The organism is Mediterraneibacter glycyrrhizinilyticus (assembly GCF_015560805.1).
Taxonomy (GTDB): domain Bacteria; phylum Bacillota; class Clostridia; order Lachnospirales; family Lachnospiraceae; genus Schaedlerella; species Schaedlerella glycyrrhizinilytica_A.
Map to the genome: position 1 here is coordinate 58,210 of NZ_JADMSO010000004.1, position 15,775 is coordinate 73,984.

Annotated in this window: 16 protein-coding genes and 1 tRNA gene; 13 read left to right on the plus strand and 4 right to left on the minus strand. The window is 45.6% G+C overall.

The window, feature by feature from the left end; genetic code table 11:
- Positions 1-19: 19 nt before the first annotated feature.
- From I2H87_RS05445 to I2H87_RS05460, 4 genes are all read left to right on the plus strand, one after another.
- Positions 20-1,048 (plus strand): alpha-hydroxy-acid oxidizing protein, encoded by a 1,029-nt coding sequence (locus I2H87_RS05445; protein ID WP_009266347.1) that lies wholly within the window; start codon positions 20-22, stop codon positions 1,046-1,048.
- Between the two features lie 60 nt (positions 1,049-1,108).
- Positions 1,109-1,633 (plus strand): dCTP deaminase/dUTPase family protein, encoded by a 525-nt coding sequence (locus I2H87_RS05450; RefSeq protein ID WP_117550217.1) that lies wholly within the window; start codon positions 1,109-1,111, stop codon positions 1,631-1,633.
- Positions 1,634-1,704: 71 nt separating this feature from the next.
- Complete coding sequence (locus I2H87_RS05455; RefSeq protein ID WP_009266345.1) at positions 1,705-3,072, plus strand: spore germination protein; 1,368 nt, start codon at positions 1,705-1,707, stop codon at positions 3,070-3,072.
- Positions 3,073-3,234: 162 nt separating this feature from the next.
- Entirely contained in the window at positions 3,235-4,098 is an 864-nt protein-coding gene (locus tag I2H87_RS05460; protein ID WP_009266344.1) for a DegV family protein, read from the plus strand.
- An 82-nt stretch (positions 4,099-4,180) separates the two neighbouring features.
- On the opposite strand, the gene I2H87_RS05465 is transcribed toward I2H87_RS05460, so the two are convergent.
- Positions 4,181-5,539 (minus strand): sodium-dependent transporter, encoded by a 1,359-nt coding sequence (locus I2H87_RS05465; protein WP_195609493.1) that lies wholly within the window; start codon positions 5,537-5,539, stop codon positions 4,181-4,183.
- 114 nt (positions 5,540-5,653) lie between these two features.
- Complete coding sequence (locus I2H87_RS05470; protein ID WP_195609494.1) at positions 5,654-6,988, minus strand: sodium-dependent transporter; 1,335 nt, start codon at positions 6,986-6,988, stop codon at positions 5,654-5,656.
- A 158-nt stretch (positions 6,989-7,146) separates the two neighbouring features.
- On the opposite strand from I2H87_RS05470, the gene I2H87_RS05475 reads away from it, so the two are divergent.
- From I2H87_RS05475 to I2H87_RS05495, 5 genes are all read left to right on the plus strand, one after another.
- Positions 7,147-7,338, plus strand: coding sequence for a hypothetical protein (locus tag I2H87_RS05475; RefSeq protein ID WP_044954475.1), 192 nt, complete (start codon positions 7,147-7,149; stop codon positions 7,336-7,338).
- Positions 7,339-7,409: 71 nt separating this feature from the next.
- Positions 7,410-7,904, plus strand: coding sequence for a translation initiation factor IF-3 (gene infC / locus I2H87_RS05480; RefSeq protein ID WP_009266341.1), 495 nt, complete (start codon positions 7,410-7,412; stop codon positions 7,902-7,904).
- Between the two features lie 56 nt (positions 7,905-7,960).
- Positions 7,961-8,158, plus strand: coding sequence for a 50S ribosomal protein L35 (gene rpmI / locus I2H87_RS05485; protein WP_009266340.1), 198 nt, complete (start codon positions 7,961-7,963; stop codon positions 8,156-8,158).
- 29 nt (positions 8,159-8,187) lie between these two features.
- A complete protein-coding gene (gene rplT, locus I2H87_RS05490; RefSeq protein ID WP_009266339.1) occupies positions 8,188-8,544 on the plus strand; it encodes a 50S ribosomal protein L20 in 357 nt (118 codons plus the stop codon).
- Positions 8,545-9,098: 554 nt separating this feature from the next.
- Positions 9,099-10,469, plus strand: coding sequence for a TrpB-like pyridoxal phosphate-dependent enzyme (locus I2H87_RS05495; protein WP_009266338.1), 1,371 nt, complete (start codon positions 9,099-9,101; stop codon positions 10,467-10,469).
- Between the two features lie 134 nt (positions 10,470-10,603).
- On the opposite strand, the gene I2H87_RS05500 is transcribed toward I2H87_RS05495, so the two are convergent.
- Positions 10,604-10,939, minus strand: a complete 336-nt coding sequence (locus I2H87_RS05500; RefSeq protein WP_009266337.1) for a helix-turn-helix domain-containing protein — start codon at positions 10,937-10,939, stop codon at positions 10,604-10,606.
- A 240-nt stretch (positions 10,940-11,179) separates the two neighbouring features.
- Here I2H87_RS05500 and I2H87_RS05505 point away from each other — a divergent pair, with 240 nt between their 5' ends.
- The 4 genes from I2H87_RS05505 to I2H87_RS05520 all read left to right on the plus strand — a co-directional run bounded on the left by I2H87_RS05505 (position 11,180) and on the right by I2H87_RS05520 (position 15,590).
- Positions 11,180-11,395 carry a helix-turn-helix domain-containing protein gene (locus I2H87_RS05505; protein WP_009266336.1) on the plus strand — a complete coding sequence of 72 codons (216 nt, stop codon included), beginning with the start codon at positions 11,180-11,182 and terminating at the stop codon, positions 11,393-11,395.
- A gap of 153 nt (positions 11,396-11,548) precedes the next feature.
- The gene (locus I2H87_RS05510; RefSeq protein WP_054703661.1) at positions 11,549-12,352 is read left to right on the plus strand and encodes a hypothetical protein; all 804 of its coding nucleotides are present in this window, start codon (positions 11,549-11,551) and stop codon (positions 12,350-12,352) included.
- Positions 12,353-12,478: 126 nt separating this feature from the next.
- Entirely contained in the window at positions 12,479-15,322 is a 2,844-nt protein-coding gene (locus I2H87_RS05515) for a right-handed parallel beta-helix repeat-containing protein (protein ID WP_195609495.1), read from the plus strand.
- Positions 15,291-15,590 carry a hypothetical protein gene (locus tag I2H87_RS05520; RefSeq protein ID WP_195609496.1) on the plus strand — a complete coding sequence of 100 codons (300 nt, stop codon included), beginning with the start codon at positions 15,291-15,293 and terminating at the stop codon, positions 15,588-15,590. The genes I2H87_RS05515 and I2H87_RS05520 overlap by 32 nt, the downstream gene beginning before the upstream one ends.
- Before the next feature lie 71 nt (positions 15,591-15,661).
- Here I2H87_RS05520 and I2H87_RS05525 read toward each other — a convergent pair.
- Positions 15,662-15,745 (minus strand) — tRNA-Leu (locus I2H87_RS05525).
- Between the last annotated feature and the right edge of the window lie 30 nt (positions 15,746-15,775).

Here is a 15,775-nt window from a genome sequence, read left to right on the forward strand (position 1 = left end):
TAAGAAAGGGTGGTAACAGATGAATTTTCATGAGGTAATACAACAGGCAAAGAGCTGCATCGGACCGTTCTGCAAGGCGTGTCCGGTATGCAATGGAATCGCATGCAAGAATACAATGCCGGGACCCGGAGCGAAAGGAACCGGAGACGGTGCGGTACGGAACTATCAAAAATGGCAGGAAATCCGGGTGAACATGGATACGCTCTGTGAGCAGAAAGCGGTGGATACGCAGGTGAGATTATTTGGAAAAACATTTGCGGGACCTCTGTTTGCGGGACCGGTCGGAGCTGTGAAGCTGCACTACGGTGAAAAATATACCGATCAGGAATACAATGAGATTCTGGTGGAGGGATGTGCTCAAAACGGTATTGCGGCATTTACCGGCGACGGAACGGATCCGAATGTAATGATCGAAGCGACGGCGGCGATCCGAAAGGCAAACGGAAGCGGAATCCCTACCATTAAACCATGGGATATGGAGACGATCCGGGAAAAACTGGAACTGGTCAAAGCAAGCGGAGCGTTTGCGGTGGCGATGGATATCGATGCGGCAGGGCTTCCTTTTCTGCAGAATCTGAATCCGCCGGCGGGGAGCAAATCGGTGGAGGAATTAAAAGAAATCGTGAAGATGGCAGAGATCCCATTTATTTTGAAAGGAATCATGACTGCCAATGCGGCAAGAAAAGCAAGGGAAGCGGGAGCACAGGGGATCATTGTCTCCAATCATGGCGGACGTGTACAGGATCAGTGCCCGGCGACTGCGGAGGTGCTGGCAGAAATTGTGGATGCCGTGGGAGAGGACATGACGATCCTTGTGGACGGAGGAATCCGCAGCGGCGTCGATCTGTATAAGGCGTTGGCGTTAGGAGCCGACGGCGTTCTGGTAGCGAGACCGTATGTGACGGCAGTTTACGGCGGACAAAAAGACGGCGTGACCGCGCTCACCGAAAAATTGCTCGGGGAGTTAAGGGACACGATGAAGATGTGCGGAACCTATACGTTGGGGGAGATCGGAAGAGAAAATATCCGCCAGCCGCATCTGGGATAAGTATAAAAGCCGACACGAAGAAAAGAGCATGAAAAATAATACAGACAGGAGAGAATGCATATGCGCAGAATCGCAAAATTTCATAAAGTGAGCAAAGAACAATTTCAAAAAGACTGGATCGATACGTTTGGAGAAAACGACCGGCAGACCGGAACCCCGGAAGATATTTATCAAGAGATCAAATTGCCGCGGCGTGCGACAGCCGGATCGGCAGGCTATGATTTTTTCGCACCGGTCGATGTGACGTTAAAACCGGGGGAGACGATTAAGATCCCGACGGGAATCCGGGTGGAAATGGAACCGGAATGGGTGTTGAAATGCTATCCGAGAAGCGGACTTGGATTCAAATACCGTCTGCAGTTAAACAATACGGTCGGAATCATCGACAGCGATTATTTTTACTCGGATAATGAGGGGCATATGTTTGCAAAGATCACCAATGACAGCAACGAAGAGAAAACCCTGGAGATCAAAAAAGGCGACGGATTTATGCAGGGGATTTTTGTGGAATACGGGATCACGGTGGATGACGATGTGACGGATGTGAGAAACGGCGGATTCGGAAGCACAACAAAAAAGGAATAATTTTCAAACAGACCGGAGAATCTAACTATATCAAAAATATGGCGGCTGCCGTTTGAGAAAGGAAAGATTCGATGGTTGAAAAAGATACAAAAAAAGTAGGATGTTCGTTTCAGGAGAATATTGCGTATCTGGAACGAGTACTGCCGGTAAAAGAAAGTTTTGATATTGTGCGGCGGGATATGGAGATCGGAGAGCGGGCGGCGACGTTCTACTTTATAGACGGGTTTACAAAAGACGAGTCCATGCTGAAGATCATGGACTCTTTATTTAGTGCGAAAGCGGAGGATATGCCGGAGGACGGAACGACATTTGCCAGACGGCATATTCCCTATGTTGAGGTGGACCTTGTTCAAAGTTTTGACGAAGTATTCCGGAATCTGCTATCCGGGGCAACCTGCTTGTTTATCGAGGGATATGAAGTGTGTTTTGTGATCGACTGCAGGACGTATCCGGCGCGGAGTGTGGACGAACCGGACAAGGATAAATCACTGCGAGGCTCCAGAGACGGATTTGTGGAAACGATCGTGTTCAATACGGCGCTTCTCCGCCGCAGGATCCGGGATGCAAATCTGGTCATGGAGATGACCGAAGCCGGACAGACGTCGAGAACGGATATTGCGATCTGTTATATGAAAGACCGGGTGGATCCGGAATTATTGAAAAATGTGAGCAGCCGGATTGAAAAACTTCAGATCGACGATCTCAGAATGAATCAGCAGAGTCTTGCGGAAGCGCTGTTCAAACGGAAATGGTTCAACCCGTTTCCGAAATTCAAGTTTACCGAGCGTCCGGATACGGCGGCGGCTTGTCTTTTAGAGGGGAAAATCGTGATTTTAGTGGATAATTCCCCGTCAGCGATGATCCTGCCGACTTCGATTTATGATATGGTGGAAGAGGCGAACGACTATTATTTTCCGACGATCACCCGTGTGTATCTGAAATTTTCGCGGGCGCTGATCACATTCGGCACGGTATTTTTGACGCCGGTCTATCTGCTTTTTATGCAGAATCTGGAATGGCTTCCGGAGATGTTCCGATTTACGGTCGTGCAGGAGCCGGTATATGTGCCGCTGATCTTCCAATTTCTCCTGTTGGAGCTTTCGATCGATGGACTTCGGCTTGCTGCGATGAACACGCCGAGTATGTTAAGCACCCCGCTGAGTGTGATCGCCGGTCTCGTGATGGGAGAATTTGCGGTGTCTTCCGGCTGGTTTAACGCCGAGATCATGCTGGGGATGGCTTTCGTTGCGGTGGCGAATTATACCCAGCCTAATTTTGAACTGGGATATGCATTGAAATTTATGCGGCTGATGCTGCTGATCCTGACGGCATGTTTCAATGGAACCGGATTTGCGGTCGGTTGTGTTCTGGTTGTATGTTTTCTGGCGTTTAACAAAACACTTTCCGGTCGGAATTATTTGAATGTGAAATTGAATTGACAGCGTCGGTGTATAAGGGGGAATCGGTCTGTGAAGAGCAGATCTGAGACCCTTTGTACACCGACGTTACTTGGAAAGCGGAATATTTCCCAAAAAAATTTTGAACTGAAAAGAAAAAAGTGGTATGATAGTACGGTCAGAAGAGAGTAGGAGGGAAGACAAATGAGAGATTATGTAATTACTGTAAACAGCACGGTAGATTTGCCGAAAGAGTGGCTGGAAGAGCGCAAAGTTCCCGTGATTCCCCTGAAATATACGATTGATAATGAGACGTATACCGATATGGAGGGACTGTCGTCAAAAGAATTTTTCGGAAAGCTCCGTGACGGAAAGATGGCGACAACATCACAGATCAATCCGGAAGAGGCGAGAGCACAGTTGGAACCATTTTTAAAAGAGGGAAAAGATGTGCTTCATCTTGGATTCTCATCCGGTTTAAGCGGAACGTACAACAGTATGCGGATCGCCGGAGAAGAATTAAAAGAGGAATATCCGGAAGCAAAGATCATCATCATCGATACGCTCTGCGCATGCCTTGGAGAGGGACTGCTGCTTTATAAAGCACTTCAGCAGAAAGCATCCGGAAAGACGATCGAGGAGACTGCAAAGTGGGTGGAGGAAAATAAACTTCATATCTGCCACAACGTGACGGTGGCCGATTTGTTCCATCTGCACCGCGGAGGACGGATTTCCAAGGCATCGGCGGTTCTCGGATCTGTCGTTCAGATCAAGCCGATCATTCATATGGATGAGAACGGAAAGCTGCAGGTTGTCGGAAAGGAACGCGGACGTAAAAAATCACTGAATAAAATCGTAGATATGGCAGTGGAACAGATCAAGGGATGGGACAATGATATTGCCATGATCACACATGGCGATTGTCAGGAAGATGCAGAGTATGTAGCGAAACTGGTCCGGGAAAGGCTGGGAATTGAAAATATTCTGATCAATAACATCGGAACTGTGATCGGCAGTCATACAGGACCGGGAGTCGTCGCGGTGTTTGTGATGGGAAACAAGCGATAGTCGTAATAGCGGTGATAGAAGTAAAAGAAAAGAAACGGAAAGGAATGTGAAAAATTCCGATCCGTTTCTTTTTTTGTTGTTTTTATAATGTGTAGATTCCGGCTGCGTTTAAAACGGAGCTGATCAGGATTGCGATCAGGATCACCGGGGCTACCCATTTGATCACGACGGTAAACAGAGTCACACTTTTGAATTTGGCGCCCTCTGCGTTCGCCTCGTCGATGATCGTCTTTGGCTTGATGACAAATCCGACAAAGAAACAAGTCAGCAGCGCAACGATCGGCATCAGAATGCTGTTGCTGATGAAATCCCATGCGTCTAAGATCGACATTCCAAGCGGCTGGATGAAATCCCATACGCCGAAACCAAGGGAAGACGGAATTCCCATCAGGAGACAGTATATAAGAACGATGATCGCGGTCTTTTTCCGTTTCCAGTGGAAATAATCCATCAAAATCGAAACGATCGTTTCCATCAGGGAGATGGAAGAGGTCACTGCGGCAAAAAATACAAGGACGAAAAATGCGGTTCCGAGTACGGCGCCAAACGGCATGGATGCAAATACTTTCGGCAGTGTGATGAACATCAGTCCCGGTCCGGCATTGAGCGCGTCCGTGTTTCCGCCGGAGAATGCAAAGACAGCCGGTACGATCATCAGTCCCGCAAAGAATGCGATACCGGTGTCAAAAATCTCGATCTGACGGACAGAATGTTCCAGATTTGTACTGCGTTTCATGTAAGAACCGTAAGTGATCATAATTCCCATTGCCAGAGACATGGAATAAAAGAGCTGTCCCATTGCTGCGAGAAGCGTCTTCAAAGAGAAGTCGGACATGTGCGGTGTGATGTAGTATTTTACACCCTCCCATGCGCCGTCGATCGTCAGGACGTAGAGTGAGATTCCGATGGTGAGGACAACGAGCAGCGGCATCATAAACCGGCTGACTTTTTCGATTCCCTTTTCAACTCCGAAAAGTACAACGATTGCAGTGAAGACCATAAACAGGGCGAACCAGAAGATCGGTTCACCTGTCTGACCGATAAAACTTGAAAAATAAGTGTCTTCTGCAGCCTGTTTCGTCTGACCGCTGATAAATACGGTGAAATACTTGATCACCCATCCGCCGATCACAGAGTAGTATGGTAGGATCAGGATCGGAACGAGTGCGGCAAGTACACCGATGAAACGGTATTTTTTATTCAGGGCGCTGAACGCTCCGATGGCGCTGAGGCGGGTTTTTCTTCCCAATGCGATCTCGGCGGTCATCAAAGCGAAACCGAATGTTACCGCAAGTATGATGTAGCAGAGCAGAAATGTTCCGCCGCCGTACTGTGCGACCAGATACGGGAAACGCCAGATGTTTCCGAGACCGACAGCAGAGCCTGCCGCCGCAAGGATAAATCCGATTTTACTGGTGAAATTACTTCTGTTGTTTGTCATATAACGAAAACCTCCAATATTTTTATTTTTATATCAAAAGAGCAAAGTCTTTTTCTTTTCATGATTACTTCTTTGACAACGGTATCTGTGCGGGGAAACCGACCGGGGTTGGCATCATCCGATACCGCCGAAGAAAATACCGAGAATGTATACGGCGACGGCTACGCCGCAAAATACATATTTTGTCATCGGTTCCAGCCACTTGCCGACCGGTTTCTTTCGTCCCTCCTGAATCGCATTGCGGGCAAACCGGCTTCCGCATACCCAGAACATCGTAATACCGGCAAGGAGCGCGCCGAGCGGGATGACATAGATGGAAATGCTGTCCATCCAGGCGCTTAACAGGTCACCCTCCACGAAGACACCGACGCTGAGAGTTACGATGCCGACAATGGCAAGGGACAGTTTACGCGGCAGATGAAATCTGGTCTGCAGCGCTTCGACCGGGCTCTCCAACAGGTTCATAAGTGAAGTGACGCCTGCAAACAGGACTGCCAGGAAGAAGATCACGGCGAAGAGACGGCCAAACGGTAAATTCTGAATGACAGTCGGGATCGTGATGAACAAAAGTCCCGGTCCGGAGTTTGGAGCCATATTGTAGGCGAAAACAGCCGGGATGATCACAATGCCGGCGAGGATCGCGGCAAGCGTATCAAAGATCGCCACATTTTTTGCACTGCTTAAAATATCCACATCTTTATTTAAGTAACTGCCATACACGACCGTTCCGCTTCCTGCCAGTGATAAGGAGAAGAATGCCTGCCCCATCGCATAGACCCATGTTTTCGGATTGAGCATGGCGCTCCAGTCCGGACGGAACATATATTCATAACCTGCGGATGCACCCGGAAGTCTGGCAACCTGTACTGCCAGCAGTAAAAATAAAACGAAAAATGCCGGCATCATAAATTTGTTGATCTTTTCGATTCCCTTTGCTACCCCGAAAGACATACAGAGCAGGACGATCACGAGTCCGAGCGTGTGCCATGGAATGCTGCCGAAGTTGCTTGCCAGAGCGCCGAATTCAGCGCCTGCGTCTTCCGTCCGGACAATGCTGCCTGTGATGGAAGAAAACAGGTAGCGGAGGATCCAGCCGATCACGACACTGTATCCGATCGCGATTCCGAGAGAACCGATGACCGGGATCAGACCGATCAGCTCCCCGATACGGCTTCCCTCCTTTTTCATCTGAAAAGCTTTCGTAAAAGCCCCGAGGGGACCGGTCTGCATGGAACGACCGAAAGCCATCTCGCCGATCACACCGGTATATCCTATTAAAATAACGAAGAGGATATAGGGAATCAGGAAAGCGGCTCCGCCGAATTCGCCGATCCGGTAAGGAAAAAGCCAGATATTGGCCATTCCCACGGAGCTGCCGATACAGGCAATGATAAATCCCCACTTATTTTTGAACTTGTCATTTGCTGTGGATTGGTGTATCATTTTCATGTCTTGTCAAAATCCTTTCTTGCGTTAAAGTATTGCTCTATTATAGCATACTTTGTCATAAAAGAAAGAAAAAAAGAACAAAAAATGAAAATTCTATAAAAATATAGAAAAATCATATTTCTTCTTGACATCAAAAAGGGTATATGATAAAGTAACTAATGCGTGAGGCGAAAAAGAAAGCAGAGTATCCGCTCTCACCGCAGCATAATCAGGTGACTGCGGTTGATATTGAAGAAGTACATTGTAACGGCAGAAGTAAGAAAGTTGATTTTGCCGGAAGTATTTTGGATGATCGAGTGGATAGTCACTCGATTTTTTTGTTTTACATAGATAATTGTAATGTAAAGTGAAAGAGCGTTCTTATCGTCTGAGAGCCTGAAGGAAATTCATGTGACGGAGGTATACGACAATTAGCGATTTAATGATTAACGAACAGATCAGAGACAAAGAAGTACGTCTGATCAGCGCAGATGGGGAACAGTTGGGAATTATGTCAGCACGGGACGCTTACAAACTGGCGCAGGAAGCCGAGCTTGATCTTGTAAAGATCGCGCCGACAGCAAAACCGCCGGTATGCAAGATCATTGATTACGGAAAGTACAAATACGAGCTGACAAGAAAAGAAAAAGAAGCAAAGAAGAAGCAGAAGACTGTTGAAGTGAAAGAAGTGCGTTTATCGCCGAATATCGATACCAACGACCTGAATACAAAGGTGAACAATGCAAAGAAGTTCATCACAAAGGGGAACAAAGTGAAAGTTACATTGCGTTTCCGGGGCAGAGAGATGGCGCATGTTCAGCAGAGCAAGCATATCCTTGATGATTTTGCAAAACTTCTGGAGGATGTTGCGGCAGTTGAGAAGCCGGCAAAGTTGGAAGGTCGGAATATGAGTATGGTTTTAACTGTAAAACGTTAAAAATATTTAGGACTTTGGTCCGGCAAGGCACAAGCACATAAAAGGAGGAAATTATCATGCCAAAAATCAAAACAAATAGAGCGGCAGCAAAGCGCTTCAAAACCACAGGTACAGGAAAGCTGAAAAGAAATAAAGCTTATAAGAGCCATATCTTAACAAAGAAGACTACAAAGAGAAAAAGAAATCTCAGAAAGTCTACAATTACAGATGCAACAAACGTAAAGAACATGAAGAAAGTATTACCATATCTGTAAGATTCGGTTAAGAGAAGGAGGAGTCGAAAATGGCAAGAATTAAAGGCGGAATGAACGCAAAGAAGAAGCACAATAGAACATTAAAACTGGCGAAAGGATACAGAGGAGCACGTTCCAAACAGTACAGAGTTGCAAAACAGTCTGTTATGCGTGCACTGACATCTGCTTACGCAGGAAGAAAACAGCGCAAACGTCAGATGCGCCAGCTCTGGATCGCTCGTATCAACGCAGCGGCAAGAATGAACGGTCTGTCTTACAGCAAATTCATGTATGGTCTGAAGCTGGCTAACGTGGATATGAACAGAAAAATGCTCGCTGAGCTTGCTGTAAATGATAAAGAGGGATTTGCAACGCTTGCAGAACTTGCGAAAACAAAACTTGCTTAATTGGGAAGCGGTTATTGATTTTCAGTAATATATAGGAAAAGAACAAAAGATGTAAAGGGAAAAGAAATTTTCTTTTTGCATCTTTTTTGTATAGATGAAGCAAATTTTAAGAAAGTTAAAAAAATAGTTGACAATTAGAATTTATCATGGTAAAGTTTTACAAAACCAATGAGGAAGAGTAAGTACCTTATGGAACGGATTACCCAGAGAGCTGCGGGTGGTGGGAGCGCGGCAGATCAGCCAGAGGGGAATGGACTTCCGAGGGCGAGCAGAATTTTTTCAGGATTTTTTGAAAATGTATGAAAGATAGTATGTGAGCCGGAGAGCTGCTCCGTTATCAAGCAGAGCATATGTCGGTATGCGTGAGAGGATGTTTGGATAAACATCAAGCTGGGTGGCACCGCAGGAGTTGTAAACATATACTCTTGTCCCTGCAAGTAGATTGCGAGGACAGGAGTTTTTTTATTACCATATTTGTTCTGTCCCGTAGATATCGTCGGTAGACCGGAGAAAATATCTCTTGTCTACTGACAGTAAGAAAGGAGAAGATAGAAATGAGCGAAAAAAAGATCCCTTACAAAATTTACTTAGAAGAACACGAGATGCCGAAGCAGTGGTATAATGTCAGAGCTGATATGAAAAATAAACCGGCGCCGCTCTTGAACCCGGCAACACATGAACCGATGAGCGCGGAAGAACTTGGAGCTGTATTTTGCGATGAGTTGGTAAAGCAGGAATTAAACAATGATGACCGTTACATTGATATTCCGGAAAAAATCGGCGATTTTTATAAAATGTACCGTCCGGCGCCGCTTGTAAGAGCATACTGTCTGGAAGAGAAACTTCAGACGCCGGCAAAGATTTACTATAAATTTGAGGGAAATAATACAAGTGGAAGCCACAAATTGAATTCGGCGATCGCACAGGCTTATTATGCGAAAGAGCAGGGATTGAAAGGTGTGACAACGGAAACCGGAGCGGGACAATGGGGAACGGCATTATCGATGGCGTGCGCATATCTGGATCTGGACTGCAAAGTTTATATGGTGAAATGTTCTTATGAGCAGAAGCCGTTCCGCCGTGAAGTGATGAGGACATACGGAGCGAGTGTAACGCCGTCGCCGTCAGAGACGACAGAAGTCGGAAGAAAGATCCTGGAAGAACATCCGGGGACGACGGGAAGCCTTGGATGTGCGATCTCGGAGGCAGTGGAAGCGGCAACCAAAACGGAGGGATATCGCTATGTGCTCGGAAGTGTGCTGAATCAGGTGATGCTGCATCAATCGGTGATCGGTATGGAGACGAAGATCGCGATGGATAAATACGGCGTCAAGCCGGATATCATCATCGGCTGCGCCGGCGGTGGTTCCAATCTGGGCGGATTGATCGCTCCGTTTATGGGGGAACAGCTCAGAGGAGAGGCGGATTATCAGTTCATCGCAGTGGAACCGGCGTCATGCCCGAGTTTGACGAGAGGAAAATTTGCCTATGATTACTGCGATACCGGTATGGTGTGTCCGCTGGCGAAGATGTATACACTCGGGAGCGGATTTATCCCATCGGCAAATCATGCCGGAGGACTTCGATATCACGGCATGAGCCCGATCTTATCCCAGTTGTATGCAGACGGCTATATGGAGGCTCGTTCGGTAGAACAGACCGCAGTGTTTGAGGCGGCGGAACAATTTGCGAGAATCGAGGGAATCCTCCCGGCGCCGGAGAGCAGCCATGCGATCCGTGTAGCGATCGACGAGGCGATGAAGTGCAAAGAAACCGGGGAAGAAAAAACAATCTTATTCGGTCTGACCGGAACGGGATATTTTGATATGTTTGCTTATGAGAAATTCCATAATGGAGAGATGAGTGATTATATTCCGTCGGATGAAGATCTGAAGCCAGGATTCGATAGTCTGCCGAAGATGTGATGAGGGATACGGAACAGAAAGAAACGAGAGAACGGAAGAACCGAAGAGACGGAAACTAAAGAATAGAAGAAATAAGATAAGGGGTGACCGAAACAAGAAACTGTTTTGATCACCCCATTTTCGTGCAAATCTGTTTATTCTTTTTCTTTTAGTTGTTCTGCCAGAGAAAGGAGCAGATCCTGATTTTTGGAATTTAAATTTTCATATAATTTACACAATCTGTAATTTTTTTCTAAAACAGCATTGAATTCAACTTGAAAATCCGGTGTCCGTCTGCTGTCTGTCTGATACAGGAGATAGTCGATCGATACGTTGAAGAATCTGGCGAGATCGATCAGGATATCGGCGGGAAGCGTCGTATCTCCGTTTTCGATCCGACTGACTGTCTGCTGTGATACATTGATTTTTGCGGCAAGTTCACTTTGATGTAATTTTCGCTCTTTCCGAAGTTCTTTTATTCTTGTCTGCACAGCGTCCGGTTCTCCTTTTTTGATAGCGTCAGTGTGCAAGGGGAAATATGTCCGTTGTTTCCTTATACACCGACTCTATAAACTCTTTTGATCTCAGCCTCTATTTTAAAGGATATTATGAGCAGTGCTAACTGAAAGTTGTGTATAAAAATACTTGAAAATGAAGTATAACACCTGAAACGGGAAGATGATCGATATTGGAGGACAGACGCGTGGTAAAATGTAGCCAGAGGTGAGGTTATGCAAAAAATCGGACTGCGGCTGCAAAGAATCAGAAAACAAAACGGAGTCAGCCAGGAAGAATTGGCGAAAAAACTGCATGTTCAAAGGCAGACGATTTCGTCTTATGAGCGGGGTGTCAGCACGCCGGATATTTATATTCTGATAGCAATGGCAGATTATTTTGAGGTTTCGGTGGATGAATTGGTAGGACGGAACCGGAAAAAGAAAAAATGAGAAGAAGCGTCGGTTTACGAGAAGTGTATTGTTTTTTGTATAGTTGTGCTAAAATCGGATTTTTACAGATAGGAAACCGGATTTAAACATTTTGAACTTTCTGTGAATTTTGTAAAATTGTATTGAAAATTCAATGGAAAGGAGAAAAGTTTAATGGGAAAATCAAGGAAGTGGGGGAGGTGTATTCTGTCCTTTGTTTTGGCGGCAGGAATGTCATCGGCAAGCATCCCGGTTTACGCTGCACCTCTAGATGGCGGTTCGGGAAGTGATGAAAGTAACGCGAAGCTGCCAGAAATACAAACGGTCACATCAATCGATTTTTCAACGATGGAAAATCTGGATTCTCTGCCCGAGGGCTGGAAGATTTCGAATGGTTCGGGAAGCAGTGAACTTGTGGATGAAGCAGAGGGGAAAGCTCTTAAATTGACACGGTCGGGAGACGGAGGCGAGACGGGTTTAGTAAATAACAGCCTTGGTATTGATGAGAGTGAGTATCGATATGTTACGATTGATACCCGGGTTAAAATGGGAGCGGAAGACTATGCAAAGCAGTTTAGTATTCCTTATATACAGGATAAGAATGGTACTACGTCATATACTCTGTATATGGATGGAGATTGGACGCAGTATAAATCTCATGTAAACGGGAAAAATGTGCTTGAAGCAGGAACGCTCAAAAAGGGTGAATGGCAGAATGTAAGTATGGATATTGATATGAAAACGGATACATTCCGTGTATCTGTGGATGGTGAGTATCTTCTTGCCGGAGTCAATGCAAGACAGGCAACAGACAGTCTGCAGACGATTAAATATTATGCGGACTCATGGAACAGAGGTACGATGTATTTGCAATCTGTGGAGGTGACAGCACAGAAAGAACGTACGGAGAGTGCTGCTTTTTATGTAAGTAATTCAGGAGATGATTCTGCGGATGGACAGACGTCAGAGACTGCTTGACAGACAGTAGAAAGAGTCAATAAAGAGCATTTTATTCCGGGAGACCAGATTCTTTTTGAATGCGGCGGAAAATGGGAAAATCAGACGTTGCAGCCGCAGGGAAACGGTTCAAAAGAGGCTCGGATTGTGATTGGAAATTACGGAGAGGGGGAACTTCCACGGATTGCCGTAAACGGTAAGATGAAAGATGCACTTTATCTTTGTAATCAGCAATACTGGGAAATCAGCGGCCTGGATATCTCCAATACAGTAGAGGGATTTACAATGGTGTCTAATGATGGGATACCGACAGGCAATGTAACGGAACGTCAGGATGACCCGGGCAAACTTCTCGGAGAATATCGTGGAATCCATATTGCCGGGCGGGATGTACCCTCGTTGAAAGGTTTTCGTATTCATGATCTGAAAATTCATGACGTAACAGGCGTCGTATCATGGATTGGTGATACGGGATTGAGAGATCCGGGAATTATGAATAATGCCGGATTGGATGGGTCAAAGAGAACAGGCGGAATCCTTATTGAATGTTTGAGTCCGACGGGAAAACAGGCGACACAATTCAGCGATATTGTGATCGAAGATAATTCATTTATCAATAACTCTTTTGGAGCAGTAACTATAAAACAGTGGAATGGATCCGGTAATCAGTATGGTGAAAATCCGGGGTGGGCAAACCGAAACGGTTCCGGCGGCGCTCCGGACTATGTAGACGGCAACTGGAAACCGCACAGTAATATCATTATTCAAGATAACTATATCAATCAAGGTGCATCGGCATATGCCTGCAATGGAATCTATCTGACAAGCAGTCGGGATTCCCTGATACAGAGGAATGTTCTGGAGAATATTGGTACTTGCGGAATTGAATTGTATTTTACGGATAACGTAGCAGTTCAGTATAACGAAGTGTCAAATGTTGATAAAAAGGGCGGCGGCGCGGATGACAATGCGATCGATCCAGATTGGAGATCAACAAACGCATTGATTCAGTATAATTATATTCATGATTGCGGAGAGGGACTGCTTCTTTGTGGAGTACAGTATAATTCAGGAGTGATCCGTTACAATTTGATACAGGATTGTAGAAGAAGTTATGTTCACTATTCAATGGGAAGCGGCTATTTCCAGACTTACAATAACGTCTTTTACCGCAGTGCAGATGGAAATGGAACGAATAATTTCGATCCTTGGGGCGGTGGAAAAGCATATTTCAACAATGTTTTTTATGATGGAAAGAAGCGGGGATTTGTATTTAGCGGTGGAACGAGTTTCTCTTATTACAATAATGCATATTATGGAACAAATGCACCAAATAAGGATTCCAATCCGATTATTCTTGCGGAAGACCAGTTTGAGGGAAGTACTCCGCCTATGGATCGAAAAGGAACGGGTGATACGGGCGTGCTTTTGGAAGCCAATGGATTGAAACCTGAAGCGGGATCTCCGCTGATTGCGGCAGGTGTATCTAAGGACGCTAATGGGATCAGCATTGATGAGGGACTGAAATCGCGGGGGGCATATTTTAATTTCACACCTTTAGATGCAGCAGATACAAATAGTCTGGGAGACTGTATATATATTGAAAGAACAGATTATCCGACGTTTGAGAAAAATGGAACAGAAGCAGTATTTGATACACCGAAGACACAGGTTGCAGCGGATAAGGATACTCCGACGATTGGTATGTTTGAAGTACCGTTGGATGAGAACGCAGTGATTTTGCGAGGTGCGGTTTCTGATGGAATTAATCCAATGGCAAATGCACAAGTGGAAATCCAAGTGGAGGATGTGACAGTAACTACAACGACAGGTGATTCCGGAACTTATTCTGTTACAGATGGTCTGAAATCAGGAGAAGCGGTGATCACTGTAAAAGTAGAGGGCAGAGAAGATGTAAGTATTACCGTACAGCTTGAGGCGGGAAAGGTAAATGAGGGAGATGTAAAAGTTCCGCTTGTACCGATGCCGGATGAATATGCGTATGAGATTTTCAATGAGAATTTTGATGATGGGACTTCTGAGAATTTTGCTTTTAATTGGGGATCTCAGATCACAGACGGAAAACTGATACTTACAAAAGATATGGGAAAAGCTACGGCGGCAGTATATTATTTTAACCCAGTGATCGCAGCACAGAAAGGTGTGGATTTCAGTTTTGACTACAAGGCGGATCCGGCGAATAAAATGGGACTGGAATTCCGGGATTCTTACGGAAGACTTCTCTTTGCGGTTTGTGCCGCACCGCAGAAATCAGAATTACGTACATCCACTGCCGGCGAAGCGGTAGACGATGATAAAGCGGCTTCTGCAGCAGAACCGATGTGGAGTCCTGTGAAAATGAGTGCAGATAAAACATACACGTTCCGTATACATGCTGATTTTGAAGCAAAGACTGTCGGTTTCCAGTTAAAAGAAAAAGATGGCGATGTGCTGGCACAGCAGCTGAATATCCCGACGGATGCAGTAAATCTGGCAAAGATGAACGCTTGCAGCTGGTGGGATTCCAAGCCGCAGTACATAGATAATTTCAGATTGACGGCGCTGGAAGAGACGGTAGAACTTCCTCTGGATGGGAAGACAATATATACATTTGGTGACAGTATTGTTGCCGGACATCAGTACCAGAAAGCCGGATTTGCAGAGTTTATAGCAGCGGCTGAGGGGATGGAAATTCAGAAGTTTGCTGTGAATGGTGCTACGATAATGGATGCAGGATACGAGGGAGGACAGATTGAAGCGCAGTTAAGCGGCTCGCCAGAAGAACAGCCGGAATATGTTCTTTTTGACGGAGGAACAAATGATGCGGAGTATTTGGCAAATAATCCGGAAGTGCAGTATGGTGAAGTACAAGAGTCTGAGAATCAGGATTCTTTTGATACAACAACATTTGCGGGAGCATTTGAAAGTCTCATCTATCAGATGAAACAAAAATATCCAGATGCGCGAGCTTGTATATACGGCAGTTCATAAGTTGGGAAGCCGGGACAATGATGTACAGGAAAAATTCCGTGCAATTGAACTTGCGATTTGCAGGAAATATGGTGTGGCTGTCGCGGATGTGTATGGACAGACCGACTTGGATACAAATGATGTCAATAAGAAAAATGATTATACATTTGACAGTCTCGGGGCAAACGGTCTTCCGGGAAATAACGGTTCAGGAACTCATCCGAATTTGAAAGCGATTGAAGAATTTTATGTTCCGGTAGTGACAGAAGCATCCATTCCAAAATTTTAAACGGAAGGGATTTTTGTTGATTACTTTACGTTTAAATAACAAAAAACCCTTGAAAAATCAAGGGTTCCGAATGCGGAAGATGGGACTTGAACCCACACAGCTCGAAAGCTACAAGATCCTTAGTCTTGCTCGTCTGCCAGTTCCGACACTTCCGCATGTTCCAGCGCTTGCTTTTTTGTTGTCCC

Bases quoted from the DNA above. Each gene is read 5' to 3' on its own strand.
- I2H87_RS05510 (WP_054703661.1), top strand. From the start codon at position 11,549: ATGGGAAAATCAAGGAAGTGGGGGAGGTGTATTCTGTCCTTTGTTTTG.
- I2H87_RS05460 (WP_009266344.1), top strand. From the start codon at position 3,235: ATGAGAGATTATGTAATTACTGTAAACAGCACGGTAGATTTGCCGAAA.
- rplT (WP_009266339.1), top strand. From the start codon at position 8,188: ATGGCAAGAATTAAAGGCGGAATGAACGCAAAGAAGAAGCACAATAGA.
- infC (WP_009266341.1), top strand. From the start codon at position 7,410: ATGATTAACGAACAGATCAGAGACAAAGAAGTACGTCTGATCAGCGCA.
- rpmI (WP_009266340.1), top strand. From the start codon at position 7,961: ATGCCAAAAATCAAAACAAATAGAGCGGCAGCAAAGCGCTTCAAAACC.
- I2H87_RS05475 (WP_044954475.1), top strand. From the start codon at position 7,147: ATGCGTGAGGCGAAAAAGAAAGCAGAGTATCCGCTCTCACCGCAGCAT.
- I2H87_RS05455 (WP_009266345.1), top strand. From the start codon at position 1,705: ATGGTTGAAAAAGATACAAAAAAAGTAGGATGTTCGTTTCAGGAGAAT.
- I2H87_RS05450 (WP_117550217.1), top strand. From the start codon at position 1,109: ATGCGCAGAATCGCAAAATTTCATAAAGTGAGCAAAGAACAATTTCAA.
- I2H87_RS05445 (WP_009266347.1), top strand. From the start codon at position 20: ATGAATTTTCATGAGGTAATACAACAGGCAAAGAGCTGCATCGGACCG.
- I2H87_RS05520 (WP_195609496.1), top strand. From the start codon at position 15,291: ATGCGCGAGCTTGTATATACGGCAGTTCATAAGTTGGGAAGCCGGGAC.
- I2H87_RS05505 (WP_009266336.1), top strand. From the start codon at position 11,180: ATGCAAAAAATCGGACTGCGGCTGCAAAGAATCAGAAAACAAAACGGA.
- I2H87_RS05465 (WP_195609493.1), bottom strand. From the start codon at position 5,539: ATGACAAACAACAGAAGTAATTTCACCAGTAAAATCGGATTTATCCTT.
- I2H87_RS05495 (WP_009266338.1), top strand. From the start codon at position 9,099: ATGAGCGAAAAAAAGATCCCTTACAAAATTTACTTAGAAGAACACGAG.
- I2H87_RS05470 (WP_195609494.1), bottom strand. From the start codon at position 6,988: ATGAAAATGATACACCAATCCACAGCAAATGACAAGTTCAAAAATAAG.